This window comes from Psychrobacter sp. NG25, from assembly GCF_015234355.1.
In the GTDB taxonomy this organism is placed as follows: Bacteria; Pseudomonadota; Gammaproteobacteria; order Pseudomonadales; family Moraxellaceae; genus Psychrobacter.
The window spans coordinates 63,642-90,040 of record NZ_JADGMV010000001.1 but is presented as its reverse complement, the minus strand read 5'-3'; the positions used below and the strand labels follow the sequence as shown (position 1 = coordinate 90,040).

The 26,399-nt window shown below is 41.0% G+C and carries 19 protein-coding genes, 1 tRNA gene and 1 other RNA gene; 17 read left to right on the top strand and 4 right to left on the bottom strand.

Features of this window, described 5'->3' with window-relative positions:
- Positions 1-16 precede the first annotated feature (16 nt).
- The 14 genes from rnpB (at position 17) to IPZ60_RS00300 (ending at position 15,997) form a co-directional block, all read left to right on the top strand.
- Positions 17-399, top strand: an RNA gene (gene rnpB, locus IPZ60_RS00365) — RNase P RNA component class A.
- A gap of 143 nt (positions 400-542) precedes the next feature.
- Positions 543-619: transfer RNA gene (locus IPZ60_RS00360), tRNA-Met, on the top strand.
- 240 nt (positions 620-859) lie between these two features.
- On the top strand, positions 860-1,672 hold the full coding sequence (locus IPZ60_RS00355; protein WP_194195922.1) for an ABC transporter permease: 813 nt from the start codon (positions 860-862) through the stop codon (positions 1,670-1,672).
- A 35-nt stretch (positions 1,673-1,707) separates the two neighbouring features.
- Positions 1,708-2,379 (top strand): ABC transporter ATP-binding protein, encoded by a 672-nt coding sequence (locus IPZ60_RS00350; RefSeq protein WP_194195921.1) that lies wholly within the window; start codon positions 1,708-1,710, stop codon positions 2,377-2,379.
- A complete protein-coding gene (locus IPZ60_RS00345; protein ID WP_194195920.1) occupies positions 2,348-3,463 on the top strand; it encodes a capsule biosynthesis protein in 1,116 nt (371 codons plus the stop codon). Before IPZ60_RS00350 ends, IPZ60_RS00345 begins: the two co-directional genes overlap by 32 nt.
- A gap of 70 nt (positions 3,464-3,533) precedes the next feature.
- Positions 3,534-5,279, top strand: a complete 1,746-nt coding sequence (locus IPZ60_RS00340) for a polysaccharide biosynthesis/export family protein (RefSeq protein ID WP_194195919.1) — start codon at positions 3,534-3,536, stop codon at positions 5,277-5,279.
- 54 nt (positions 5,280-5,333) lie between these two features.
- A complete protein-coding gene (locus IPZ60_RS00335; protein WP_227669162.1) occupies positions 5,334-7,868 on the top strand; it encodes a capsular polysaccharide biosynthesis protein in 2,535 nt (844 codons plus the stop codon).
- Between the two features lie 144 nt (positions 7,869-8,012).
- Positions 8,013-9,257, top strand: coding sequence for a capsule biosynthesis protein (locus IPZ60_RS00330; protein WP_194195918.1), 1,245 nt, complete (start codon positions 8,013-8,015; stop codon positions 9,255-9,257).
- A gap of 356 nt (positions 9,258-9,613) precedes the next feature.
- Positions 9,614-11,410, top strand: coding sequence for a translation elongation factor 4 (gene lepA / locus IPZ60_RS00325; protein WP_194195917.1), 1,797 nt, complete (start codon positions 9,614-9,616; stop codon positions 11,408-11,410).
- A gap of 101 nt (positions 11,411-11,511) precedes the next feature.
- On the top strand, positions 11,512-12,414 hold the full coding sequence (gene lepB / locus IPZ60_RS00320; protein WP_194195916.1) for a signal peptidase I: 903 nt from the start codon (positions 11,512-11,514) through the stop codon (positions 12,412-12,414).
- Positions 12,415-12,544: 130 nt separating this feature from the next.
- Complete coding sequence (locus tag IPZ60_RS00315) at positions 12,545-12,937, top strand: DUF4845 domain-containing protein (RefSeq protein ID WP_227669161.1); 393 nt, start codon at positions 12,545-12,547, stop codon at positions 12,935-12,937.
- A 101-nt stretch (positions 12,938-13,038) separates the two neighbouring features.
- Positions 13,039-13,836 carry a ribonuclease III gene (rnc, locus tag IPZ60_RS00310; RefSeq protein ID WP_194195915.1) on the top strand — a complete coding sequence of 266 codons (798 nt, stop codon included), beginning with the start codon at positions 13,039-13,041 and terminating at the stop codon, positions 13,834-13,836.
- A 311-nt stretch (positions 13,837-14,147) separates the two neighbouring features.
- Entirely contained in the window at positions 14,148-15,164 is a 1,017-nt protein-coding gene (gene era / locus IPZ60_RS00305; protein ID WP_194196333.1) for a GTPase Era, read from the top strand.
- Between the two features lie 56 nt (positions 15,165-15,220).
- A complete protein-coding gene (locus IPZ60_RS00300; protein WP_194195914.1) occupies positions 15,221-15,997 on the top strand; it encodes a DNA repair protein RecO in 777 nt (258 codons plus the stop codon).
- A 240-nt stretch (positions 15,998-16,237) separates the two neighbouring features.
- On the opposite strand, the gene IPZ60_RS00295 is transcribed toward IPZ60_RS00300, so the two are convergent.
- Positions 16,238-16,831 (bottom strand): GspH/FimT family pseudopilin, encoded by a 594-nt coding sequence (locus IPZ60_RS00295; protein WP_194195913.1) that lies wholly within the window; start codon positions 16,829-16,831, stop codon positions 16,238-16,240.
- A 704-nt stretch (positions 16,832-17,535) separates the two neighbouring features.
- Between IPZ60_RS00295 and IPZ60_RS00290 the strand changes: the two genes are divergently transcribed.
- From IPZ60_RS00290 to mscL, 3 genes are all read left to right on the top strand, one after another.
- Positions 17,536-18,813: an OmpA family protein gene (locus IPZ60_RS00290; protein ID WP_194195912.1), complete on the top strand. Its 1,278-nt coding sequence runs from the start codon at positions 17,536-17,538 to the stop codon at positions 18,811-18,813.
- A gap of 355 nt (positions 18,814-19,168) precedes the next feature.
- The gene (typA, locus tag IPZ60_RS00285; protein ID WP_194195911.1) at positions 19,169-21,019 is read left to right on the top strand and encodes a translational GTPase TypA; all 1,851 of its coding nucleotides are present in this window, start codon (positions 19,169-19,171) and stop codon (positions 21,017-21,019) included.
- Between the two features lie 280 nt (positions 21,020-21,299).
- The gene (gene mscL / locus IPZ60_RS00280; protein ID WP_194195910.1) at positions 21,300-21,752 is read left to right on the top strand and encodes a large conductance mechanosensitive channel protein MscL; all 453 of its coding nucleotides are present in this window, start codon (positions 21,300-21,302) and stop codon (positions 21,750-21,752) included.
- Between the two features lie 124 nt (positions 21,753-21,876).
- On the opposite strand, the gene IPZ60_RS00275 is transcribed toward mscL, so the two are convergent.
- The 3 genes from IPZ60_RS00275 to IPZ60_RS00265 all read right to left on the bottom strand — a co-directional run bounded on the left by IPZ60_RS00275 (position 21,877) and on the right by IPZ60_RS00265 (position 26,143).
- Positions 21,877-22,317, bottom strand: a complete 441-nt coding sequence (locus IPZ60_RS00275; protein ID WP_194195909.1) for a hypothetical protein — start codon at positions 22,315-22,317, stop codon at positions 21,877-21,879.
- 280 nt (positions 22,318-22,597) lie between these two features.
- Positions 22,598-23,536, bottom strand: coding sequence for a bifunctional DNA-formamidopyrimidine glycosylase/DNA-(apurinic or apyrimidinic site) lyase (mutM, locus tag IPZ60_RS00270; protein ID WP_194195908.1), 939 nt, complete (start codon positions 23,534-23,536; stop codon positions 22,598-22,600).
- A 54-nt stretch (positions 23,537-23,590) separates the two neighbouring features.
- Complete coding sequence (locus IPZ60_RS00265) at positions 23,591-26,143, bottom strand: bifunctional (p)ppGpp synthetase/guanosine-3',5'-bis(diphosphate) 3'-pyrophosphohydrolase (protein ID WP_194195907.1); 2,553 nt, start codon at positions 26,141-26,143, stop codon at positions 23,591-23,593.
- Positions 26,144-26,399 lie beyond the last annotated feature (256 nt).

The window sequence follows — 26,399 nt, the reverse complement described above, 5'->3', positions numbered from 1 at the left end:
TGTTATACTAGCGCGCTTGGTAGACTAGGCAATCGCCGCTGCACACTGGCAACAGACATGCAGGGGAGGAAAGTCCGGGCTACATAGGGCAGCGTGCCAGCTAACGGCTGGGCAGGGTAACTTGACGACCAGTGCAGCAGAGAGTAGACCGCCTTTGGCTTATATGAGTATCGCAAGATGTTCATGTCATCGGTAAGGGTGAAAGGGTGCGGTAAGAGCGCACCGCGTGGCTGGCAACAGTTCACGGCATGGTAAACTCCACGCGTAGCAAGACCAAATAGGCATCGGCATGGCGCGGCCCGCGTTCGATGCGGGTAGGTTGCTTGAGCGTACGAGCGATTGTACGCCTAGAGGAATGATTGTCCACGACAGAACCCGGCTTATCGGTTTACCAAACCTTTTTCAATGGTTCAAATAATATTAAAAAGCTCACTATTGATTGTTAATGATGGTTTCTTAATATTCGGCCAATTTTTTTGGAAAAAATGCTTATTAGGGGTTGACGATAGTCATCTGCTTAGGCATAATAGCCAACCTAAAATGGCGATGTAGCTCAGCTGGTTAGAGCGCATGACTCATAATCGTGAGGTCAAGAGTTCAAGTCTCTTCATCGCCACCATTTATAGATACTTTAGTTAGTGTCAACTAAAAAACCAATCTTTCGAGATTGGTTTTTTTTTGCCTAAAATAAACGATGGAAGTATGCCTCGATGGTTATGTAAACTTAGTGTTTGGTTATTATTACTTACTGATTTATTACTAAATCATAGGCTTATCTGTTTAGAAACAGATTAATTGTTGTAACTTATGTCATGCTTAATTATCATAGGGGCTGTTTTCGGTAAAGTCCTGTAACGCTATGTCTGTACAACTGCCCCCTTATCGTCCTATTAAGCATCGCAGTGGCCTCAAAGTCATGGGTGCTGCATTTCATGCATTGCTCATGCGTGAGCTACAAACACGCTTTGGTGGCTATCGTTTGGGGTATCTTTGGGCACCGCTTGAAGTACTGTTTCAGGTGCTTATATTTTTAGTGATTTTTGGTGCTATTCGTGAGCGCTTAGTACCAGGAATGGATTTCTCCCTGTTTTTAGTAGCGGGTATGGTTCCTTTCCGTATGTTTCAAAAAATAGCAACAAGAGCACTGGGGGCTGTTGATGCGAACAAAGGTTTATTGATGTACCGATCAATTAAGCATATTGATGTAATTATTGCCCGTTCATTTTTAGAATTAGTCATCTATTTTTTCACTTCTATATTACTACTCGCAGGCCTAGCTTTCTTTGATATATATGCCAATTTAGAAAATTTGCATATTGTTTTGTTCTGTTGGATAACACTTTTTATATTTAGTTTTGGTGTTGCTCTAATCATGATGGTGATTGGTTACTATGGTGGTGAAATTAGTAAAGTGATTACAATATTCTTCACAATACTGTATTTCACCTCAGGGATTATTTATCCGATTCATATTATTCCCGAACCTTATTTTAGTTATTTGCTTTACAACCCCTTTATACATAATATTGAACTGATAAGACATGCGCTCGCACCTAACTATCCAGTCTCGCATATTGATATTGGCTACTTCTTGAAATGGATGTTTGCAGTGAATTTTTTAGGGTTATTACTTTATAAGTATGCTGAACGCGATATGATTCGCTCTCGTTAAATGTCATTATGTAAGTTATATAAAAAGGTAAATAAATGATTGAAATTAGAAATGTTTCTAAGTCATTTATGACCAAGAAAGGTCGGCACTATCTGTTTAAAGATTTAAATCTGACCATTGGTGATAAACAGAGCGTTGGCTTATTAGGCCGTAATGGTGCTGGTAAATCAACGCTACTGCGTATTATTTGTGGTCTTGATGAGCCAGATCATGGAGAAATTATCACTGATTCGTCGATCTCGTGGCCAGTGGGTGTGGCAGGTGGTTTTCAAGGAAGTTTGACTGGTCGTCAAAACGTACGCTTTGTTTGCCGTCTATATTCAAGTGGTCCTTATATTGACGAAAAAATCCGTTTTGTCGAAGAATTTGCCGACATTGGTAGTTACTTTGATATGCCCGTTAAAAGCTATTCGTCAGGTATGCGTGCTCGCTTAACGTTTGGCTTGAGCTTGGCCTTTGATTTTGACTATTATATGCTTGATGAAGCGGGTGCCGTCGGTGATGCTGCTTTTCGAAAGCGTAGTGAAGAGATATTAGCTGCACGTCGTGCACAGGCAGGATTTTTAATAGTGTCGCATAATATCGGTGATATCAAGCGAAACTGTGATATTGGTATTGTGTTAATGGATCAAACAGCACACGTCTTTGATGATACAACAGAAGCGATAGAAGTTTATGAAAAGCATATCCACAAAGCAAAAAAGTAAGATCGTTAGCTTCTCGCTGTTTATTGGCCTAGTGATTCTCCCTTGGGTGCTCGTGATTTTTTATGTCATGACGTTTGCCCATCCACGATTCACTTCGACCGCTAATGTAGTAGTCAAACAAGTTAGTGATGCGAATGTATCTTCTGCTGGAGGAATTTCAGCCCTGTTAGGTGTGAACAGCACAAGTAAAGAAGACGCGACTTATTTAACAGAGTACATTCTGTCTAATGATATGGTGAAGCGTCTTGATAAAAAATTCAAGTTCCGTGAGGCTTATCACGTTGACGGTTCAGATCCTCTTAATGAGATAAAACCTGATGCCACGCAAGAAGAATTGCTTGAGTATTTCAAAAAGCGGGTTCATATCGATTTAGACGAACAAAGTTACATTCTCTCAGTATCGACAGAAGCGTTTGATGCAAAGTATGCTTTTGAGCTTAACAAGACAATCCTGAGTGAGTCTGAGCAGTTTGTAAACCGTATTTCACAGGAAGTGGCACGTGACCAACTGGTATTTGCAGAAACACAATTAGATGAGTCACAAGATCGTTTGAATGAAACGAAAGAGCAGCTATTAAACTATCAAAATGACAATGAAATTTACGATCCACAAGCCAATGCACAAATTGTTAATCAGCTGATTGGTAGTTTACAAGGGCAGCTGAGTTCATTACGTACGGAAGAGCGTCAATTGCTCAGCTATTTGAACCCAGATGCACCGCAGGTTGTGTCATTAAGAAGTCAAATAAAAGCTGTGACAGAGCAGATTACGCAAGAGCAAACCAAATTGACGTCACCAAATACCACCAAGTTGAACCGTCAAGCCATACAGTTTGAAACCATCAAGGCTGATGTTGAGTTTGCGACTGAGCTGTACAAATTGTCGTTATCGTCACTTGAAAAAGCTCGTTTAGAAGCCTTCAAAAAGATGAAAAATTTGATTGTGATTTCAACGCCATATGAAGCTGAAGAAGCATTGTATCCACGCCGTGGCTATATTATTTGGACATCGCTAGCATTGCTATTAATATTCTATGGTTTTGTGCGCTTAGTAATGGCAGTTGTCCGTGACCATCGCAGCTAAATTTGATCAAGGCAATTTTGACAAACCAGATATCAGTAATGATCGATAGATCAGCAAAGGAATACAACGCATGAATACGAAACCACGTTTTATCGTGATAATGATTAGTTTGGCGATGGCCGCGACGAGCCTGCCAGTCATGGCGGCAGATAGCGCTGCTAGTCAGATAGCTGGATCTAGCTTTGGTACGAGCAATAACACTAGCAACGCCTCAACACAAGCATTCTCTGGTAGTGTGCCTGCTCAGGCAACGATGCAAGAGGCAGTGAATGCAGCGAGCTTGCCAAGTCAGTCAGTTATCAATACCACGCGTCCTTATCAAGATATTAATACTCAAGATATGATGTTTGGTGAGCAGCTGTTTCGCGGTGCATTCTCGACCACTTCTGGCTCTACTTTTAATGACAGCTATGTGATAAACCCCGGTGACAACGTTCAAGTAAGGATGTGGGGTGCCTATCAATATGCAGCTACTACCACGGTTGATCCACAAGGTAATATATTCTTGCCCAATGTTGGTCCAGTACGCATCTCTGGTGTACAAAATGGTAATTTGCAAAACGTAGTCAAAAGCGCTGTCAGTCGTATTTACCGCTCTAACGTCGGTGTCTATGCTTCACTAGAGCAAGCACAGCCAGTGAAAGTATTCGTTACTGGCTTTGTCAAACAACCTGGTTATTATGGCGGTTTGGCAGCAGATTCAGTATTGTCTTACTTAGATAGAGCAGGCGGTGTTGATCCAACACGTGGTAGTTATATCGATATTCAAATAAAGCGTAATGGTCAGATGTTACAGCAAGTCAATTTATATGATTTCCTATTGGCGGGTAAACTACATTCATTCTCATTTCGAGATGGTGATGTGATAACGGTCTCTCCGCAAAAGAAAACCTTTGCAGTTAGTGGCCAAGTTCAGAACGAATACACTTTTGAGTTTGATGTAAACGATTTGACCGTAGGTGATGTGTTACAAGTGGCTAGTCCAGCAGCGAATGCCACCAATGTTAGTATTACCCGCAGCGCAGGCCGTGCGCAGACAGCAGAATATTACTCATTAGCTGATGCTCAAAACGTGCCTGTTTATAATGGGGATCAGATGGTAGTCACGTCAGATCGTTATGCGGGTACCATTGCTGTTCAAGTTAAGGGCGCGCATACGGGGAACGGTGCGATGGTGGTACCCTATGGTGCTCGCCTAAAAGATATTATTCCACAGTTGCAGCCCAGTCCACTAGCGAAGCTACCAAGTTTGACTATATATCGCGAATCTGTGGCTGAGCAACAAAAACGTATGATTAATGAGTCGCTGGATCGCTTAGAAGAGCTAACGCTTGCGACGCAGTCGACCACTCGAGAAGAAGCGGCCTTGCGTCAAGATGATGCTGCTTTGGTGAAAGAGTTTGTGGCCAAAGCACGTAAAGTACAACCTGATGGTCAGATAGTCGTTGTACCAAACTCGTGGCAAGACATCATTCTGCAGCAAGGTGATATCATTGAAATACCTGCACAAACATCAGTGATTACTGTCAATGGTCAAGTACGAGCACAAGGTGCGCTAACTTTCAATCCAGATTATACCGTTGGTGATTATGTTGCTAATTCGGGTGGTTTCTCTGATAACGCTGATGCTAAAGATATTCTAATTATTCATCAAAATGGTGCCAGTGAAGTTGTCAATACAGCTTACCGTATCCAACAAAGTGATGAAATTATGGTATTACCGAAAGTCAAAACTAAGCGTGTGGAAATTGCACGTGGGTTGTCGCAAATTGTTTATCAACTAGCCATTGCGGCTAAAGTTGTCCTAGACCTATAACGGCAAAAGCTAGTTGTATTGGTCGATGTAAAATAATGACTAAAGGTATCAAAGATGGTAAAGAGCGCAGAAGATAAAGTCAGGACATCAGTTGTATCTGCCTCTGATACCACATTGTATTTGTCATCAGCCCAGTATCAGCTGCCAAAGCAACTGGCTGTTGTGGGAAAGGGCATACGTCATAACAATGTGTTGTTGCCACATATGCTACAAGCCGATATTCAACGATGGTACCCGTGGTCGGGCGTGAAATATGTATTAAATGCTCGGCTATCCCAATGGTTACCTGCTCAAAAAAATCATCTATTATCGCCGTTACCGCAAGCATTTGTGGGCTGGGGCCATAAGAAAAGTTATCAGCGGGCCGACAAAGCTGCGAAAAAGCAGCAGCTTTTAACCCTCAGTATTGAAGATGGTTTTTTACGCTCATTAGATTCGGGTACTAGTAGCCGTCATGGTTTGAGTGTGGTCGTTGATGATGTTGGTATCTACTGTGACCTGACACAGAATTCACGCCTCGAGCAGCTGATAATTGAGCGTACTAAAAACGCTACTATCGATAATAGTGGAACAGAGGAAGCGCGTGCTCAGCAATTGATGGCACGTATTTGTAATGAAAAAATCAGTAAGTATAATGCAGTTATTGATTGCCCTTTATTAGACGACTTGGTTAGTCAAGAAAATACAAACACGCTAAAAGCACCTCTAAAGTCGCATATCTTATTGATTGACCAAGTGGCTGGTGATGCTTCTGTTAGAGGGGCTGGTGCTAACAAACGTCAATTTAAGCGAATGCTGAAAGCCGCTTGCCGCAATCATCCTGATTCTCATATCTGGATAAAGGCTCATCCCGCATCAAAATCAGGATACCTGACCAGTCTCAAATTATCCAAAAACGTTCGTCTATTAACGCAATCGCTTAATCCAATTGCACTGATTGCACAAGTAGATCATGTCTATACCGTCAGCTCACACATGGGTTTTGAGGCATTGATGTTAGGGAGGAAAGTGCATTGTTTTGGGGTCAACTGGTACAGTGGTTGGGGTCTCACCGACGATAGCGGAGCCCCCAAGCATTTGCTTAAAGAGGTTGAGCGACGCCGTGGAATGCTTGCCAGAGCATCAGTGAATACTAGGAAAAAACCAGGCTTATCATTATTTTCTACAGCGTCTAGTAAGAGATGTAATACAACGTTAGAAATGCTTTTTAATAGCGCTTATATTGATTATAGCCACTATGTAGATCCAGCGACAAAACAGGCTTGCACCATCGATGCAGCGATTGATTGGTTGGTGACCAATCGTCATTGGCAATTACGTCTGGAAGGTGATTTGACAGTATATGAGTTTAGCCGCTGGAAATTACCTTTTGTTAAAGATTTTATTAATCTGCCACGTACAGCATTATTCATCAAACCAAAGCCACGACTGAAGAATCTACTGCATCCAGATCATTTTCGTGTCAATTATCAACGACCTTTACTGGTATGGGGCTTAGCCAAACGCCAGCAAGTACAACGGAAGCGACAGAAAAAGTTAGCAGTGCAACCTTCTGAAATGTCTTCTATTTACTGTATGGAAGATGGGTTTATTCGCTCAAATGGTCTAGGTGCCACACTACTCGCGCCATTGTCGGTAGTCATAGATAAGCAGGGTATCTATTATGATGCGACTCAGCCATCAGATTTAGAAACATTATTACGTAACTGCGAAACGCTAAATCCATACCAAAACACACGAGTAAAACTGTTGCAAGAGAAGCTACTTACTCAGCGCGTGAGTAAGTACAATGTTGGCGCTGATGCTAACCACTCTGATAGCCAGCATAGCTTATGGATGCAGGAAGCAAAGTTATCGGGCAAACACCGAATTCTCATTATTGGTCAAGTAGAGGATGATTTATCGGTTCAATATTGTGGTTCAACAATCAAGACTAATAGTGGTTTGATAGATCGAGTATGCCAAGACAATCCTGATGCTTATCTGATTTATAAGCCGCATCCTGACGTTGAAGCAGGGCTGCGAGCAGGCAAAGTAGCGGAAGCAGGTTTACGTCAAGTAAATGCGATCGCCTATGATACGGCCATGCCTGACTGCTTAGAATGTATCGATGAAGTGCACACTATTAGCTCGTTGACGGGTTTTGAGGCATTGCTGCGTGGTTTACAGGTTACCTGTTATGGTTTGCCGTTTTATGCAGGATGGGGTTTAACGACGGATATTGATGCCAAGTTATCACCCAAGTCTGAATACTTAGAAAGGCGCAAAAGAGACACAGTACTGACGCTCGAGCAATTGCTGCATTGCGTGCTCATCTGTTATCCATTATATCGTCTGCCGAATGGCTATGGGCTTGCGCAAGTAGAGCAGGTTATTGACTATCTATATCCACCTAAAAACGAACATCGGCTAGAAGATAGTTGTAGTCAAGGTTCTCAGACTACAACGCCTAGCAATATAGATCGTTCAATTCAGACCTCTAACTCAGTGGTATCGACTTTGACCACACAAATCAAACGTCATGCAGCCACACGGTTTATGCAGCAGCGTCATCGATTTCAGCAGCTCGTGCGTAAAGTATTACGTTGATTGGCTTTGGCATCGTGGCATAATTCCGCTGCGACAAGCAGATCGTTTTTCGGTATAATCTCTTATTGCCCACGTGCTTTCATACAGTTTAACGATCACTCTCGTTTTGTTTCTTACTCTTTCACTTAATGGTAGCCCAATACTATGGCAGCTTCGATGTCTCACTTGCTTACTCATCGACATGTATTGCTGTTACAAGGAAAAATGGGCGGATTTTTCAATCGCTTTTCAACATTTTTGCAAACCCAAGGCATTAAAGTTAGCAAAATCAATTTTAACGCAGGTGATGCTTTCTTCTATCATCATGATAATACCCATGAATACACTGGAACATTAGCGCATTTCTCTTCTTGGTTGCAGCAATTCATTAAAGAAAATGCTATTGATGCGATTGTGTGTTTTGGTGATTGTCGCCCACATCATACGCAGGCTGCCTGTATCAGTGAGCAGTTAGAGACCTCATTTTTCGTATTTGAAGAAGGGTATCTGCGTCCTGACTATATCACCTTGCAAGAACATGGAATCAATGGCTATTCACGCTTAAATATAGAAGATATCAAAGCACTAAAAAAGGCCAATGATCAGCCGTTATACACACACAATCGTTTTTATCGGCTGAGTATCGCTGCTATTGTTTATTATATTATTGCTTGGATGTACAAAAGCCGCTATCCACACTATTCGCACTACCGTGGCATGACAGCATGGCAAGAAGCGATTGCTTGGCTGAGAGCACCATGGCGTAAGTTGCGAGATTACGTACCTGATAAAAAACTGCAACATAGATTGACTAAGAATGAAAGCAATAATTACTTTTTGATTAGTTTGCAAGTGCATAATGACTCACAGATTACGCATCATAGTGATTATCGAGATGTGGTACAGTTCATTGATGAGTCTATTGCAAGTTTTTCAACTTATGCTGATAAGCAGCAGTTGCTGGTACTTAAACATCATCCGTTAGATCGTGGTCATCGAGACTATCGTGAGTTAGTATCTAGCTTGGCAGTGCGTTATCAAGTAGCTGACCGTGTTTTTTATGGTTGTGATATGCACTTACCAACTTTGATGAAACATAGTATTGGTATGTTGACTATCAACAGTACTACGGGTTTGCAGTCGGTATATCATAAAAAACCAACCAAGATCATGGGACGTGCGATTTATAATACGCCTAAGCTGACTGATCAAAAACCACTTAGCGATTTTTGGCAACGGCCTAAAAGCCCGGACAACGAATTTTATCTAAGATTTCGTGAATATTTGATAGAACAAACTCAGATAAACGGTGCTTTTTATGGTAAATCACCATGGATGTATAAATATTTGGGCCAAGCGGAAATTCAACCTGTAGAGAAGAGCCACCCTAAATCCAATATATCTCAATAGCCTTTACTTTCGATTGATTGCGAGTCGTTTGGTAGATTGTTATCACCACAGAAGACAATATAGTCCTAATAAGTACCATACTTTCTCTCTGTATGGTTATCAGCTCGTAACTTCACTTGTAAATCATCTCTCTACTCACAAAATCGCCTTACTTTGTAGTGGAAAACTGCTAGAATACTCTTTTACATCTGCACGTAAGTAATAGCCTATTTGGCTATTGATTTGAGATAGCAGTTTTAGTGTATGAGCTGATTTAAGCTATTTTCAGCAATACGCAATTATGATATCGCTTGCGTTCAACAGTATTTATTCTTTTAGTTTCATTATTCTATCACCCTTAATCTAGTAGGCGCTTTGTGACTGCATTAGCCAATATTCGTAACTTTTCAATCATTGCCCACATTGATCATGGCAAGTCGACACTTGCTGATCGTTTTATTCAGATGTGCGGTGCCTTGCAAGATCGCGAGATGCAGGCGCAAGTACTTGACTCCATGGATATTGAGCGTGAGCGCGGTATCACTATTAAGGCGCAATCGGTAACGTTGTTCTACGATCATCCTAATGGAGAGCGTTATCAGCTTAACTTTATTGATACACCAGGACACGTCGACTTTTCTTATGAGGTATCGCGCTCATTAGCGGCTTGTGAAGGTGCTCTTTTGGTCGTTGATGCCGCTCAAGGCGTAGAAGCGCAGTCAGTAGCCAACTGCTATACGGCAGTTGATCAAGGCCTAGAAGTCATGGCTGTACTGAATAAAATTGATTTGCCACAAGTTGAGCCTGAACGCGTTATTCAAGAGATTGAAGACATCATTGGTATTGATGCGGTTGATGCACCGCGTGTATCAGCCAAGTCAGGTTTAGGCGTCGATAAGCTGCTCGAAGCATTGGTTGCGTTTATTCCAGCACCGACTGGTGATCGTGAAGCTCCGCTACAAGCCTTAATCATTGATTCGTGGTTTGATAACTATTTGGGTGTGGTGTCATTGGTTCGTGTGCGCGAAGGAACCATACGCAAAGGTGATAAGCTCTATATTAAATCAACTCAAGAGGCGCATTTAGTGGGTTCTATTGGTGTGTTTACGCCAAAGCCTGTAGATACGGGTATTCTCGAAGCGGGTGAAGTTGGTTTCATTATTGCTGGTATTAAAGACATTGCCGGCGCGCCTGTTGGTGATACGATTACCCACGCTAAAACGCCTGATGTCGATCGTATTCCGGGTTTCAAGCAAGTAACCCCGCAAGTCTATGCTGGTATGTTCCCAGTGGAGTCTACAGACTTCGAAAAATTCCGTGAAGCCTTACAAAAACTGCAAATTAATGATGCATCGCTATTTTTTGAGCCAGATACTTCAGATGCGCTTGGTTTTGGTTTCCGCTGTGGCTTCTTGGGTATGCTACACATGGAGATTATCCAAGAGCGTTTAGAGCGTGAATACGACTTGGATTTGATCACTACCGCGCCTTCAGTAATCTACGAAATTGAGAAAAAGAACGGTGATGTTATCTATGTAGATAACCCCTCACATTTGCCTGAGCCAAATAACATTGAAGAGTTTCGTGAGCCAATTGCTCGCTGTCAGATCTTAGTGCCGCAAGAGTACTTGGGTAATGTGATGACTTTGTGTATTGAGCGTCGTGGCGTTCAGGTTGATATGCGTTTTATGGGTCGACAGGTACAGCTGATATTTGACATTCCAATGGGCGAAGTGGTCATGGATTTCTTTGATCGCCTAAAGTCGGTTTCACGTGGTTTTGCCTCGCTTGATTATAACTTTGAGCGTTATCAAGTCGACAAACTGGTCAGAGTGGACGTGTTGATTAACGGTGATAAAGTCGATGCCTTAGCGATGATTGTTCACGAAACTCAGTCACGTTATCGTGGTAACGCATTGGTTACTAAGATGAAAGAGCTGATTCCACGTCAGATGTTTGATGTGGCCATTCAAGCGGCTATTGGTAGTCAGATCATCGGTCGTAGCACGGTGAAAGCCATGCGTAAAGACGTACTAGCTAAGTGTTATGGTGGCGATGTTTCGCGTAAGAAAAAGCTACTATCTAAACAGAAAGCTGGTAAAAAACGCATGAAGCAAGTGGGTAATGTGGAAATTCCACAAGAAGCTTTCTTGGCTGTATTGCAAGTAGAGTAAGTATTGAATATTCATTGTTAGTATAAAACTTACAGTGATTATTACAATTAACTGATAAATAGCAACCGTTAAAGCAGCAGCTCGTTAATAGGCAAACTAGTATGGATTTTGATTTCAATTTAATTTTAGTGCCGTTAACCGTAGTCTTGGGTATAGTTTGGCTATTAGACAAATTGGCACTCAAACAACGCAAAACTCGTGGGCGTGGTCAAGAAGGTTTGCTAGTACGCTGGGCTTATGATTTTTTCCCCGTATTAGCAGTGGTGTTAATTGTGCGCTCATTTTTGATTGAGCCTTTTAATATTCCATCATCTTCTATGGTACCGACGTTATATACGGGCGACTTTATTGCTGTAAACAAGTATTCTTATGGTGTGAGACTACCGCTAACTTATAATAAAATATTAGATACAGGCTCGCCTGAGCATGGTGATGTCGCTGTATTTCGTTACCCTGAAAATCCTAGTATTTATTATATTAAGCGTGTAATTGGGTTGCCTGGTGATACTGTCAGCTACAATCAAGGGATACTTGCGATTAACGATGTTCCCATTGACACTCAGCCAGTAGATTTTTCGGCAAGTGCTGAATTGACTTCACAGCTTTATCTGCCAGGACAAATTGCTCCAGGACAAGAACTGACCGAAGAAAGTGCAGCTGCAATGGGTCAGCAAGAAGAAGGTGAGGCGCAGTACTTTGAAGAGACGCCAGGTAAGAACAAGCATCTTGTTCGCTACTTGACTGGTATGAACAGTGCTCAGTACGCACCATTTCTACAGCAGCAGTCACCAGAAGTGGTTAGCTCAGAAGGGACGGAATGGCGTATCAATGTGCCAGAAGGTCATTATTTTGTAATGGGTGATAACCGTGACCGTAGTGCGGATGGTCGGTTTTGGGGATTTGTACCTGATGAGAACTTAGCGGGCAAAGCAGTTTATATTTGGATGCATAAGCCACCAGGACTTAACTTACCAACTTTCCAACGCAATGGTGCTATTAATTAGGATGGTAAGAATCTCTATTGGTTGATTTTTCGATAATAGTTTTGTGCTAATATTGTTGCTATCTAATAAACAGATACCTAATGTTTAGGTATTCACTATAATAGCAACTTATCGTTAGAGGAATACAATAATGCAGCAATTATCTGGATTGGCCGCGCAGCGAGGCGCTAGTGTGACAAGCATCGTGTTCATCATTATGGTGTTAGGCATTGCTGCTAAATTGACCGTTGCTATCGTGCCAGCTCAGATTGGTGATTATCAATTGACCAAAACCTTAAGCGCACAGCTCCTAGAGTCAAATAATAACAATGAAACTGCTAAACAGTTTGTTGAACGCGTTAATAGACAGTTATCTATTAATGCTGACTATAACACTACAGCAGAAGAGGTTTTTACTTTTACTGATAAGAAAACTGGTCAGTTAGCCATCTACAAGCAATATGCAATAACCAATAATTTCTTTAGCAATATTGATATCGTCAATCGTTTTGAAGGTGATATTGAGATGGCAGCAGCAGAGTAATTGAAAGAGGTGTTAATATCCTCTGAAACTTTCCTTATAACCTTAGTCGATAAATATTATGACTAAATCCGTAAAACAGAAGGGATAACCACAAGCCACGCATGAAACCAACTTCGCAGCATTCCCAAGCGGTTCCTACTCCTCAACAAAATAGCACGTCTGTCGACACGCTTGTTGTTAGCTCTGAATTTATTCAGCGGCTAGCGGTATTAACGCGTAAGTTGGGCTATGTGTTCAACGACTTGAGCCTTCCGAAACTTGCATTGACGCATCGCTCATTTGATAGCAAGAAAAACTATGAGCGTTTAGAGTTTTTAGGCGATGCCTTGTTAGGTATGATTGTCGGTGAGGCTTTGTATCATCGCTATCCTAGCCAAAATGAAGGTCGATTAACTCGTATGCGTGCAACGTTGGTACGCCAAGAGTCACTGGTCATCATTGCGCAAAACTTAGAGCTCTCTAATCATCTCATACTAGGAGTGGGCGAGAGGAAGGGCGGTGGTCGTAATCGTGCTTCTATATTGGCTGATGCGGTAGAGTCCCTAATAGGTGCTATATATTTAGACAGTAAAGATATGGACATTACACGAGATTGCGTGCTTTCTTGGTACGGAGATTTAATTGATAATGTCAATGATCGAAAAGCATTGAAAGATGCAAAAAGCCGTTTGCAAGAGTGGCTTCAATCTAAGCAGTTTGACTTGCCCCATTATGAACTAATGGAAACGCGTGGTAATGCACCGTATCAGATCTTTGTTGTACGTTGCCATGTTAATATTAATAATTGTCCTGACATTACTGAATCTGGTGAGAGCCGCCGTATCGCTGAACAAAAAGCAGCAGAACTTATGATTAATCAGCTGCACAAACTTCCAGGCTCAGTTAAAAAGCGTACATAATGCATATTTAGAGATTTTCTACTAACTTAACTCTAAAAGAACAACTCATACTAAGTGACGTTTTAAAAATTGCTGATTTGCTATCTTTTAAACGTCACATACTTTCAAACCTCAAATATTTCCCAACCGACAACGGTTTCCCTTTTTTAGTGCTGATAAAATCACTTCACCATTAACTGCCGTTTGACAGGTTATAAAACTTACAGGATCACTCTATGAGCAATCATGCTGATTTGCCATTAACTAATGAAGATAACGCTGAAAATATGACTGAAAAAAAAGACATCAACTTAAACCAAGACAATACTGATATAACCGATAATGGTATCGATCACTCAGAAGATGTTACATCAGAAAATGATACGGCAATTGAAGAGTTCTTTTCGCCTAGTCGTCATGAAGGTATGGCTGATAACTTTAAGACAGGTTATGTTGCTATTGTTGGACGTCCAAATGTCGGTAAATCGACACTAATGAATCATTTGTTGGGTCAAAAGCTGTCTATCACATCGCGTAAACCGCAAACGACTCGTCATCGTATTCATGGCATTCTGTCAAATCACGAGATGCAGGCCGTATTCGTCGATACACCAGGTATTCATCGTAATGAAGTGCGTGCTATCAATGAGCGTATGAACAAAGCCGCCGTATCTGCATTAGTAGATGTTGATTTGGTACTATTCGTTGTTGATTCAGACCAGTGGCGTGACGATGACTTATTGACTTTGCAGAAGCTCGGTGAGACTGATTTAACTGTGGTATTGGTCATTAATAAATCAGATACCTTAAAAGATAAAGGTAGTGTATTGCCACTTATCGAGACTTTTAATGCCAGTTTTGATTTTGCTGACATTGTTCCTGTATCTGCTCTAAAAAATCAGAATCTAGACCGCTTAGAAGAAGTGATTGCGTCACATCTACCAGTTGCGGCACCTATTTATGATACTGAACAAATTACCGATCGATCAGAGCGTTTTTTAGCCAGTGAGATTATCCGCGAAAAAATCATGCGTAGTTCGGGCGACGAAGTACCATATGATTTAACGGTACAGATTGATGCATTTAAAGATGAGCCTGCACATACTGATCCAAAAACAGGTCGCCCACGTAAAGCTTGTACTTTTATCGATGCGACTATTTATGTTGAGCGTACTGGTCAAAAAGCGATTGTCATTGGCGACAAAGGACAACGTATCAAGCAGGTTGGTATGGATGCTCGTAAAGATATGGAACAGCTTTTCGACAAAAAAATTATGCTCACACTATGGGTGAAAGTGAAGCGTGGTTGGTCTGATGATGAACGAGCATTAACCAGTTTGGGATATTAATTAGACATTAGCACTATAAAGGTTTCTGTATGTGTTAGATGCTGAGGTAATAAAAAATGCGTAACGAAGCACTAGTTGGTTACTTATTACATCAGCGTCCCTATCAGGAAAAGCGCGCTTTATACTATTTGTTTTCTCAGCAGCATGGTGTGATACATGGTATTGGGAAAAAAGGCGCGCCATTATTTATGCCGCTACAACTTTTTGCTACCGGCAAACGTGACTTAAAGACGTTCAGTCAAATCAATATCACATCACAAATTACCACTTCAAGAAGTATAGAAGATAAGGGTAATATCGCTGCTACCCTAGAGTCAGTCCCTTATGGAAATATCACTGGCCAGCAGCAATACTCTGCACTGTACCTAAATGAAATATTGTGGCGGTTGTTACCTACTGAAGATCCTATGCCTATATTGTGGCAGCATTATCAAGACAGTCTACATCAGCTTAGACAGCCTTTAGGTACCGATGAATTACGATTGTGTCTGCGCCAATTTGAGTCTCACTTATTTAACGAGTTGGGCTTTAGCTTAATTTTGACCCACGATAGTGTCCAAGATATTATCGAACCGAATTGTTCTTATCGCTTTTTACCTGATGTGGGGTTTATGCCTGTCTTACAGAATGAATCACAGTCTGAACATTTAGAAAGCACCACTATGAAAACTGTATTCATGGGTGCTGAATTGATAAAAATGGCAGAGTTGGGTATTACTAAAGCGACTTTGAGTTATTGGTCAAAGCTATATCGACACCTCATCGATCACTTGCTCGATTATCAACCGTTGCAGAGTCGTTTATTATGGCAGCAGCAGCGACGTTATCAATAGTTAAGATGCTCTTTGCGTCATATTATCTATAAAAGTTGTTTCCCTCAAAACACAGGCTATCTCACATATTGTTTTAGAACTGTGATTAGGGAATGACTTACCCTTTGTTTTAAGTATATCTCTGTTGCCGATAGTATACTATTCCTTTAAAAGTCCCTATTCAACTTAATCATTCACTATCAAATTGTTGTAGATGAGCTATACGTCAAAACCACTAAAAAGCGTCGTATGCCTGTTTGGCTAACTTTCGCATTTGGTAGGGTGGTTTTCATTAAGTTTTTGCTTTATATGGCCTGTTTGACTAAACGATATGAGGTATGTGGTCTTATTATAGTCAACGGTTGGACAATATTTGATATGACCAAAGTGCCCTCGAGGCTTACCACTATCACCCCAAAATTTAGTGTAATGGCGTCTGGCGCCCACTCTTAAACTTAGCTTACTGTATTTAGGGTTTAAGGGTTGCTGAGAGAGTAGGGAATCTATTTGGTTATCAAAATGCTTGTTATTATTTTCGTCTATAAAGAGCAATAATGTTGTGTCGCTATCCCGGTTACAGCGACCTCCACTATCAGACAAACAGACAATCACATTCTGCCTTCTAATATAACTCTCAGCCTTCGCTAGGGTCAGCGAGCTTTCTAACTGACTCTTAATACGCTTGGCTTCCATATGTGCTAATTGTGTTTGTATGAATGGCACGGCAATCGCCACCAGAATCCCTAAAATAACGATGGTAAAAATAAGCTCGACAAGCGTAAAACCTTGTCTATCTTTAAAGATGTTTGTCTTTGTTGTGACTTTATCAAACGTAGATTTGTCAGAAAATGACATGTGAAGTCGCATTACGAAAAAGATAAATCCCTTATGGACGTACTTATACTGAATTAATATCAACAAAAGTGATAAAAACGCAAATAGCTTTCTATAACTTGATAATATTCTATATAGCAGTGTCATAAGGTCTTATTACCTATAGTGAGTAACTTATTTCAATAAAACAATCTCGCTTTTTATCATTGGCTGTTCAAGTATTTTAGAAAGACCTTATAAGAGCATATAGCTTCAGTATTTTGATCGCATAAAGACTTAAAAATAGGTTGGGATTTAACATAGACAGAATAATGTTGGCTATCCTAATATATACAGAATATATGTCTACTGTCAAAATTTGTTTCAATTAGTGAATGACAGGTTTTAATAATAGAGAAAAATTACTTACCGTATTAAAATATGCTCAGGCAATAGGTGCTATTAGGTTTACTATCTATGGGAAACTGACATACAAAAGATAGAATGCGTAAGGCGTGTTAGTTCTAGGTAACTCCAGCAAGCTATTGTGTTTTAGTTACAACATTATCGTGTAATAATGTGTAGCTCCTTAACGAAAAAAGTTGTAAACTGAATCGATAATCGCTAAGCTACTCCTTAATTGGTTTTGCTTTGTCACTTGAAATTCGTAAAAGATGTCTATTTGAAGCATCTTGAGAAACGGTTTTGCTTAATGCATCACTAAAATTATCCTTTGGAGGAAGTCCATGAAATTGAATAAAATAGCTCTAGCATTGGTTGCAGTAGCAGCAGCACCTTTAGCTGCTAACGCTGGTGTAACGATTAGCCCATTATTACTAGGTTACCATGTTACTGATGATATCAGTGATACAGCTGACAAGCAGCGTGATATCCTTCGTACCGGCAAAAACTTGCAAGAAAACACGGATCGTGATGGCAACTCTAACGGCGGCGTAGCTAAAGAAAGTAGCCTATATACTGGTGCTGCTCTAGGTATCGAGCTTACTCCTTCTACTCAGTTCCAAGTTGAGTATGGTGTATCAAACGCTAATGGCGAAGCTTCTGAAGATTCAGCTAAATCTGGTGCTAACCGTTTTGATGTTGAACAAACCATGCTTTCTGGTAACTTCTTAATCGGTACTGAAGAGTTTACTGGTTATACTGATAGCGCATTCAAGCCATATGTATTGGTTGGTGCTGGTCAATCTAAGATCAAAGTAGAAAACCAAGAAACTTATGTTTCTGATGTAACTGGCGAAACAGTTACTGCTGGTACTGAAGTATCAAGCTCTAAAGATACTATCGGTAACCTAGGTCTAGGTGCTATGTATCGTATCAACGATGCTTTAAGCCTACGTGGTGAAGCTCGTGCGATTCATAACTTTGATAACAACTGGTGGGAAGGCATGGCTTTGGCCGGTCTAGAAGTTGTACTTGGTGGCCATCTAGCACCTACAGTAGCAGTACCGCCAATGCAAGAGCCAATGGTTGACACTACTCCAGTAGTAGTAGTTGAATCTGATCTTGATTCTGACGGTGATGGCGTACCTGATAGCATCGATGCATGCCCAGGCACTCCAATGAACGTTGTAGTTGATGAGCGCGGTTGCCCAGTACCAGTAGACATTACTGATGAACTGAAAATGGAACTACGTGTATTCTTTGATAACGATAAATCAGCTATCAAAACTCAGTACCAGCCAGAAATTGCTAAAGTAGCAGAGAAGATGCGTGAGTATCCTAATTCTACAGCACGTGTAGAAGGTCATGCTTCTAAAACTGGTCCTTCAGCACGTTATAACCAACGTCTGTCTGAAGCTCGTGCCGTTGCAGTTAAATCTATGCTAACCAACGAATTCGGTATCGCTCCAAACCGTTTATCAACTGTTGGTTATGGCTATGACAACCCAATCGCTCCAAACGATACTGAAGAAGGTCGTGCTATGAACCGTCGTGTTTATGCCATCATCACTGGTGACAAAACAATGACTGTTGAACAAACTAAAGATATGGTTGTTCAATAAGTAATAGCCAATTGGTTATGTGATTAAATATATAGTTACAAAAAAAGCTGCCCACTGGGTGGCTTTTTTTTATTTATGTATTGAGAAAAGTGAGTTATTACATAAATTTATGAATCAATAATGTTATACTAGCTGCCCAAACATTCTGTAAATTGACAGAATGTACATTAGCATAGCTATCTGTATGATGAATTTATCAGTGTAGATTCTTGATTATATTGAAATTATTTGACTAACAGCACTTATAGTGCAGTCGTCTAAAAGTAAGTATTCAATATCTATCTGGTTGATGATAAAGGTTTATCCGGCGGCGCTTACTGCTACTGCATTTTTTAAGACGAAACGAGCATTTTATATGGCGAACGATATCAAACACCTGCGTAACATTGCAATTATTGCCCACGTTGACCACGGTAAAACAACTTTGGTTGATAAGTTATTACATCAGTCTGGTACTTTTGGCGACCGTGCAAACATTGCTGAACGTGCAATGGATTCAGGCGATATTGAGCAAGAACGTGGTATTACTATTTTGGCTAAAAACACAGCTATCCGCTGGACAGATCAAACTGTAGATACCGAATACCGTATCAACATCGTTGACACCCCAGGTCACGCCGATTTCGGTGGTGAAGTTGAGCGTGTTATGTCAATGGTTGACTGCGTATTGCTAGTTGTTGACGCTGTTGATGGTCCAATGCCTCAGACTCGTTTTGTAACGCAAAAAGCGTTCGAGCAAGGTCTAAAGCCTATTGTTGTTATCAATAAAATTGACCGTCCTGGTTCGCGTCCTGATTGGGTAATGGATCAAATCTTTGATTTGTTTGATAACCTAGGTGCGACTGATGAACAGCTTGATTTCCCAGTTGTTTATGCTTCAGCATTGAACGGTATTGCAGGTCTAGATGCTGATGATTTGGCTGATGACATGACGCCACTATTCAAAACTATCGTTGATGTTGTACAGGCTCCACAGGTTGATGCAGATGCACCATTCCGCATGCAAATCTCAAGCCTTGACTACAACAGCTTTGTTGGTGTTATCGGTATTGGTCGTATTCAGCGTGGTAAAGTTAAACTTAACACGCAAGTAACTGTCATTGATAAGCATGGCAACACGCGCAATGGCCGTATTCTAAAAATCATGGGCTATCACGGTCTTGATCGTATTGACGTTGAAGATGCACAAGCTGGTGATATCGTTTGTATCACTGGTATTGATGCACTTAATATCTCAGATACGATTTGTGATCCAGCTAACGTTGAAGCATTACCAGCGCTAACAGTTGATGAACCTACCGTATCAATGAACTTCCAAGTAAACAACTCACCGTTCGCTGGTCGTGATGGTAAGTTTGTGACGTCACGTAATATTCGTGAGCGTCTTGATCGTGAATTGATTCATAACGTAGCACTACGTGTAGAAGACACGGAGTCTCCTGATAAATTTAAAGTATCAGGTCGCGGTGAGCTTCACTTATCTGTACTTATCGAAAACATGCGCCGTGAAGGTTTTGAGATGGGTGTTTCAGGCCCAGAAGTTATCGTTAAAGAAGTTGACGGTAAGCTACAAGAGCCGTATGAAAACGTTGTGTTCGATATTGAAGACGAGCATCAAGGTTCTATCATGGAACAAGTTGGTCTACGCAAAGGCGAGATGACTAACATGGAACTTGATGGTAAAGGTCGTATGCGTATTGAAGCGACTATGCCTGCTCGTGGTCTGATTGGTTTCCGTTCTGAGTTCTTAACACTGACTTCAGGTAGCGGTATCATGACTTCTAGCTTCTCACATTACGGTCCACAAAAGATCGGTGATGTTGGTGGTCGCTCTAACGGTGTATTGGTTTCTATGACTAAAGGTGTTTGCCTAGGCTTTGCACTATTTAACCTTCAAAAACGTGGTAAGTTATTTGCTGAGCCACAGCTTGAAGTTTACGAAGGTATGATTGTCGGTCTAAACTCTCGTAACGATGATATGACAGTTAACCCAACAACTGGTAAACAGTTAACCAACGTACGTGCTAGTGGTACTGATGAAGCATTGACATTGACACCAGCGGTTAAGTTTACGCTTGAGCAAGCACTTGAATTCATTCAAGATGATGAATTGGTTGAAGTGACACCTAAAGCGATTCGTATCCGTAAGCGCTATCTGACTGAAAGTGAGCGTAAGCGTCACGGCCGTGGTAAAAAAGGTGCTTAATATCAATAAGTGAGTTACTTAGTAATTCATATCATTGATGTTTGACACTGAAACTCAATGTTAGTGAAAATTTTCTGGCATTGAAGCAGTTAAAAGATCAGCAGTATAAGGTGAGCGATTAGTGCTTCACTTTATACTGCTTTTTTTTGTGTTGTAATTTTGCAAAAATAGAGACAGAATAACAAACAGTAGCAAAATATTCATTTTTTGTTATAAAAGCTAAAGTTGAAGTAATTTTTAGACAGTGGTCTATTGGTAAATAAATTTTTAGGAGAAAACAATGAGTATGGTATCGGAGTTTAAAGAGTTTGCGTTAAAAGGTAATGTGATGGATCTAGCAGTTGGCGTCATCATTGGTGGTGCTTTCGCAACCATCACAACTTCTCTCGTGGCAGACATTATCATGCCTATCGTCGCCTTTATATTCGGTGGCGAAATTGACTTCAAAAACATGTTCTTAGTATTAGGGGACGCACCTGAAGGTATTGCGATGACCTATGATGCACTTAAAGAAGCGGGTGTTCCAGTATTAGCATATGGTAACTTCGTTACGGTGCTTATTAACTTCCTGATTTTAGCGTTTATTATCTTTATGATGGTTAGAACGGTAAATAAAATGCGCCGTGCTGAAGAAGTAGAGGAAGTGGTAGAAGCCATTGTGGAACCTTCAGAAGAAGTGCTATTACTTCGTGAAATTAGTGCCAAGTTAAGTAGTACTGATATCTCAAAATAAAGTCATTTAATAGGGCAGTTAAAACAAAAAAAGGCTAACGTTACGTTAGCCTTTTTTATTGTCCATTTACAAACACATTATCTGTAACATTTATATATGGTTAAAAATGTTTGAGAATAACTATTTATGGATTAACGATTACATAGTCGTTTGTATTAATCAAAATTTCTGATGGTTGGTCGACGACGATACGTACGAGGTTATTATCATTTGCTTGTGACTTATAGTAGTTGTCTTCAGCAACAGAGCAACCTAAGCAACGGCCCATCGCGTCCCAAGGCTCGACGAATAGCTTCTGCTGCGCTTGATCTGCGTTACCACCGATTAGTGAGAAAGGTAAGCTAACGAGATAGAGTGCAGTACCAGTAACTGCACCTATCAGTTGTAGAGGCTTACCTACAGTAGCATCCGCCACCATGGTTCCGTAGGAAGGCCCAAAGTCAGTTTCATCAATCTCTATTGCGGCCAAGGCTGGCTGCATGCTAGCGACCAACAGACTTAAGCTGGTAGCAACAGTAAAAGCTTTTTGCTTAACTGTGCGTTGTTTCTTGGCTTTAACAGTCATAACGATATCCTAAAGTTCACAATTGGTATGATTAGTGGCTGCTGATATTTCGATAAGAAAACATCTTGGCAGCGATAGGTAAGCTAAATATTACAGATAAATAAACCGTATGCACTATTTATGTAAGTGTTATTACTATTAAAGCAAGATGTACGCTAATAAGCAACAAAAATGCGCATGATATAACGGCCTTAATGAAAAAATATGAGACATTCAAATGAAAATACTACGCTGTTGATTGTAGATCGAAACGGGTAGGTAAAATTACTGAAAATTATGGTTAACCCATTGGTTGACAATTAGAACAGAACACACTGGCTCGGCCATTAAGCTTGATATTCTCAAGTGTTGTCTGACAATGTGGACACGCTTCACCTTGTCTGCCATAAACATTTAATGTCTGCTGAAAGTAACCTGTTTGACCGCTAGCAACGGTAAAGTCTCGTAGTGTCGAACCGCCAAGTGCTATCGCTTTTTTTAGGATAACTTTAATGTGATCAACTAAAATGACAATCTGATCATACGATAATTGATGAGAAGGTGTGGCCGGGTGAATACTTGATAAATATAAGCTTTCTGTGGCATATATATTCCCTACACCGACTACGACTTGCTGCTCCATAATGATTGACTTGATAGGGCGGGAGATAGGCTGCTTTTTTGATTTGGCTTTATTTTTGACTGTGGACTCGGCGTTTTCACTAGATACGTTTGTACGTTGAATCAAGTGGTATAGATAGTCCGCAGTAAATTCATCTGAAAGGGGCTCAGGACCTAGGTGGTCCAATAGCTTGGCGCTATAATCTTGGTACCACAATACCGAGCCAAATCGTCTTGGGTCATAATAGTGTAGCTGAGATTTGGTATTATCAGCATTACTGAACACTATTACTAAATGGTCGTGCTTGCGTTTATCCGTGCCATAACTATGCTGCTGTAAGCTACCTGACATGCCTAAATGAATTAAAAGCTGTCGAGGTGCTAGCTTATCAGATTGCACCACTGAGCTACTATCATTAGATGACGCAGGTAAAAAGTTCAATATTAAATACTTTGCTCGGCGCTCGACACTATCTAGTGTGAAATTAACCAAAATATCTAAGTCATCGGGCATCGCCCAGCGTAGCTTCGGCTGGAATATTTTTACATCGATAACCTGTTGCCCTAGTAATGGCGCTAGGCTAGTTTTGGTTGTTTCTACTTCAGGCAATTCAGGCATGATATTTCTATAACAACTTTATGATTAAGTGAATATGTATAGTTAGGCTTGTATTTAAACGACGGCGCGGCGAGCATGTAAGATGCCATGCTGTTGCTCTAATTTAGCCAAGAGCTTAGACAAATGAGCCAGTCCCGAAACTTCAATATGAAATTTCAAAAAGGCAATATTATCGTCATTACTAAGTGTCTGAACCTGACGAATATTGACGTTTTCTTTATCAATAATTTGTGTCAAGTCACGCAATAGCCCTCGTCTATCATAAGCCTCTACATGGATATCAACGGGCTGATAACGACCAGACTGCACTCGCCAAGCGGCTTCTATCGCACGCTCAGGGTCTCGCTCGATGAGACGCGAATACTCAGGGCAGCCACGATTATGAACACTGACCCCTCGTGACAAAGTAATGTAACCAGCAATTGGCTCACCGTGAACAGGGTGGCAGCAACCTGCTAAATTAACTTCAATATTATCCAGACCGTCAATGTGAATCTTATAGGCATCAAGTTTGCCAGTGTCTCTATTATCTACACTAGGTATAAAGTCTTCAGGAGGCCTTTCAGGCTCTAGATGTAGCTGTCGCGAGATATGGCTGGTTAACTGGTTTAGACCGATATCACCGGTGACCAGTCCGACGATAATATCGTCGGTAGTATTGGCATTGAAATGCTGAAGATAATCGTTCAAATCGATACTATTTGGATGTACCGATAGTCGTTCCAGCTCTTTGCTGAGCATTTGACGACCAATCTCAATATTCTTATCACGGTCTTGTTTGTTAAACCATTGTCTTAGTTTTGAGCGTGCACGGTTGGTGTGAATATAACCGAGCGAGGCAACCAGCCAATCGCGATTGGGTTCACGTGATGCCTTAGTGATGATTTCAACTTGTTCACCCGTTTTGAGCTGATAGGTGAGCGGTACATAGCGTTGATTGACTCGAGCAGCTTGCGCACGATTGCCAACTTGAGTATGCACGTAGTAAGCAAAATCAAGAACGGTCGCACCTTTTGGTAATTCGGTAATATCACCATCACGGCTGAAGATATAAATACGTTCTAGCTCATCAAAATCAACGAGTTGTTCTTCTTCGTCGAGTTCTATCTCATCTAGATCCTCACCTGTTAACGACGATGACCGTAGCTGATTGCGTGTTTCATTATTAATAGATAAAAGCTGACGCAGAGAGCTGATTCTTTGATTAAGGTAATTATCCTTTTTATTCTTCAAACCTTCTTTGTAGTTAACATGCGCGCACATGCCAAGCTCTGCTTCAAAATGCATCTCATGTGTACGAATCTGTACTTCGAGAGATTTATTTTTCGCAATCACGGCAGTATGTAGCGAGCGATACCCGTTAGATTTTGGATTGGTAATATAGTCATCAAACTGTTCAGGGATATAACGCCATAATCCATGGACCAAACCTAAGACGTGGTAGCAGTCTGAAGGGTTGGTAACCAGTACTCGCAATGCACGAATATCATAAAGCTGATCAAAGGATAGGCCTTTGAGCTTCATTTTTCGGTAAATCGAATAGATGTGTTTAACCCTTCCAGAAACCTCACCTTCGATGTTGGCTTCTGCCAACGCTTCATTAAGTTTGTCTTGCACGCGCTGAATATAGGATTCACGCTCACTGCGTTTTTCGGATAGTAGCTTAGCAATCTCTTTGTAGCGATCAGGCGCGAGATAACGAAAAGCTAAATCCTCAAGTTCCCATTTTAGTTGTGCGATACCCAGTCGATGCGCCAATGGAGCATAGATGGTCATGACTTCACGTGCCACACGACTTTGTCTGTCTACACTAGAAAAAGTCAGCTCACGCATGGCAAAGGTACGCTCAGACAGCTTAATCAGTACGACGCGTACATCATTGGTGACAGAGATGAGCATGCTATAAATATTGGATAGTTGATCACGCTGGTTATTGACGAAGTGATCTTCTAAGCGTTTATTGCTCTCGATAATTTCAGACAGCTTACCCATTGCCAAGGCATCTTTGACTAAGGTGGATATATCAGAGCCAAAGTTTTTTTCTATCTCAGCGAGGCTAATGATAGATTTACGTGCACTACGATAGAGCATGGCAGCAACAAGCGCATCTTCATCTTGATAAAGATAGGTCAATATGTCGGTCATGCCAATACCAGTGACATAAGCGCCCGAGCGTTCAGACTCGCTAGTATTCATATGATTGCGAATAAATTCACAAGCAGCGTGCAGGTTAGGTACAGAGTCTTGACCAATACGTTTGGCTACATTGTCCAGCCAAGTAGGTACGTCGATATTCACCTGATCCAAGTCAATAGCTTCAAGCTCTTCTTCAGAAAGTGTCGTATTTTCATCTAACAGCGGGTTATCAGAATACTCGTTCTCAAGCTTTGGATCATGGCTGTGAAAAGCATGTAAGGCCGAACGATCAAAAGTGGTATGTAGCTTATGAGTTGCTAGCTGGTATTTGATATCGAGCGGGATTTGGGCATAGCTATTGGCAGACTGATGAGAGCGTTGGCTCGCAACCAGCTGGGCTGCAAGCGTTGCACTATCGGCTTGTGTGGTCTGTCCATCCACTAGCGGTAATCCTTCACGAATTTTTACCATAGCCGACTCCTCTTAGCTATTTTGAATTGAGTATAACCCCGTCTACTGTACACACATTTCAAATTTGTATTTTCATAAAGTATTAGATATAAACCAATACGACTGCTAAAAGGCGATTTTTAGCAGCTATAAAATGCGTGTAAAATATATAAAGCTATGAGTATGAACGTTTACTAAGTTCTGATTTTCTAAACATAGAAAAGTTGTTTACTATTATCCCATTTTGAGATGACAAATCAAGCAAGGCTATGTAATG

Bases quoted from the DNA above. Each gene is read 5' to 3' on its own strand.
- mutM (WP_194195908.1), bottom strand. From the start codon at position 23,536: ATGCCTGAATTGCCTGAAGTAGAAACAACCAAAACTAGCCTAGCGCCA.
- IPZ60_RS00290 (WP_194195912.1), top strand. From the start codon at position 17,536: ATGAAATTGAATAAAATAGCTCTAGCATTGGTTGCAGTAGCAGCAGCA.
- IPZ60_RS00265 (WP_194195907.1), bottom strand. From the start codon at position 26,143: ATGGTAAAAATTCGTGAAGGATTACCGCTAGTGGATGGACAGACCACA.
- IPZ60_RS00300 (WP_194195914.1), top strand. From the start codon at position 15,221: ATGCGTAACGAAGCACTAGTTGGTTACTTATTACATCAGCGTCCCTAT.
- typA (WP_194195911.1), top strand. From the start codon at position 19,169: ATGGCGAACGATATCAAACACCTGCGTAACATTGCAATTATTGCCCAC.
- IPZ60_RS00345 (WP_194195920.1), top strand. From the start codon at position 2,348: ATGAAAAGCATATCCACAAAGCAAAAAAGTAAGATCGTTAGCTTCTCG.
- rnc (WP_194195915.1), top strand. From the start codon at position 13,039: ATGAAACCAACTTCGCAGCATTCCCAAGCGGTTCCTACTCCTCAACAA.
- IPZ60_RS00275 (WP_194195909.1), bottom strand. From the start codon at position 22,317: ATGACTGTTAAAGCCAAGAAACAACGCACAGTTAAGCAAAAAGCTTTT.
- IPZ60_RS00340 (WP_194195919.1), top strand. From the start codon at position 3,534: ATGAATACGAAACCACGTTTTATCGTGATAATGATTAGTTTGGCGATG.
- IPZ60_RS00330 (WP_194195918.1), top strand. From the start codon at position 8,013: ATGGCAGCTTCGATGTCTCACTTGCTTACTCATCGACATGTATTGCTG.
- IPZ60_RS00335 (WP_227669162.1), top strand. From the start codon at position 5,334: ATGGTAAAGAGCGCAGAAGATAAAGTCAGGACATCAGTTGTATCTGCC.
- IPZ60_RS00355 (WP_194195922.1), top strand. From the start codon at position 860: ATGTCTGTACAACTGCCCCCTTATCGTCCTATTAAGCATCGCAGTGGC.
- IPZ60_RS00295 (WP_194195913.1), bottom strand. From the start codon at position 16,831: ATGTCATTTTCTGACAAATCTACGTTTGATAAAGTCACAACAAAGACA.
- IPZ60_RS00350 (WP_194195921.1), top strand. From the start codon at position 1,708: ATGATTGAAATTAGAAATGTTTCTAAGTCATTTATGACCAAGAAAGGT.
- lepB (WP_194195916.1), top strand. From the start codon at position 11,512: ATGGATTTTGATTTCAATTTAATTTTAGTGCCGTTAACCGTAGTCTTG.
- mscL (WP_194195910.1), top strand. From the start codon at position 21,300: ATGAGTATGGTATCGGAGTTTAAAGAGTTTGCGTTAAAAGGTAATGTG.
- IPZ60_RS00315 (WP_227669161.1), top strand. From the start codon at position 12,545: ATGCAGCAATTATCTGGATTGGCCGCGCAGCGAGGCGCTAGTGTGACA.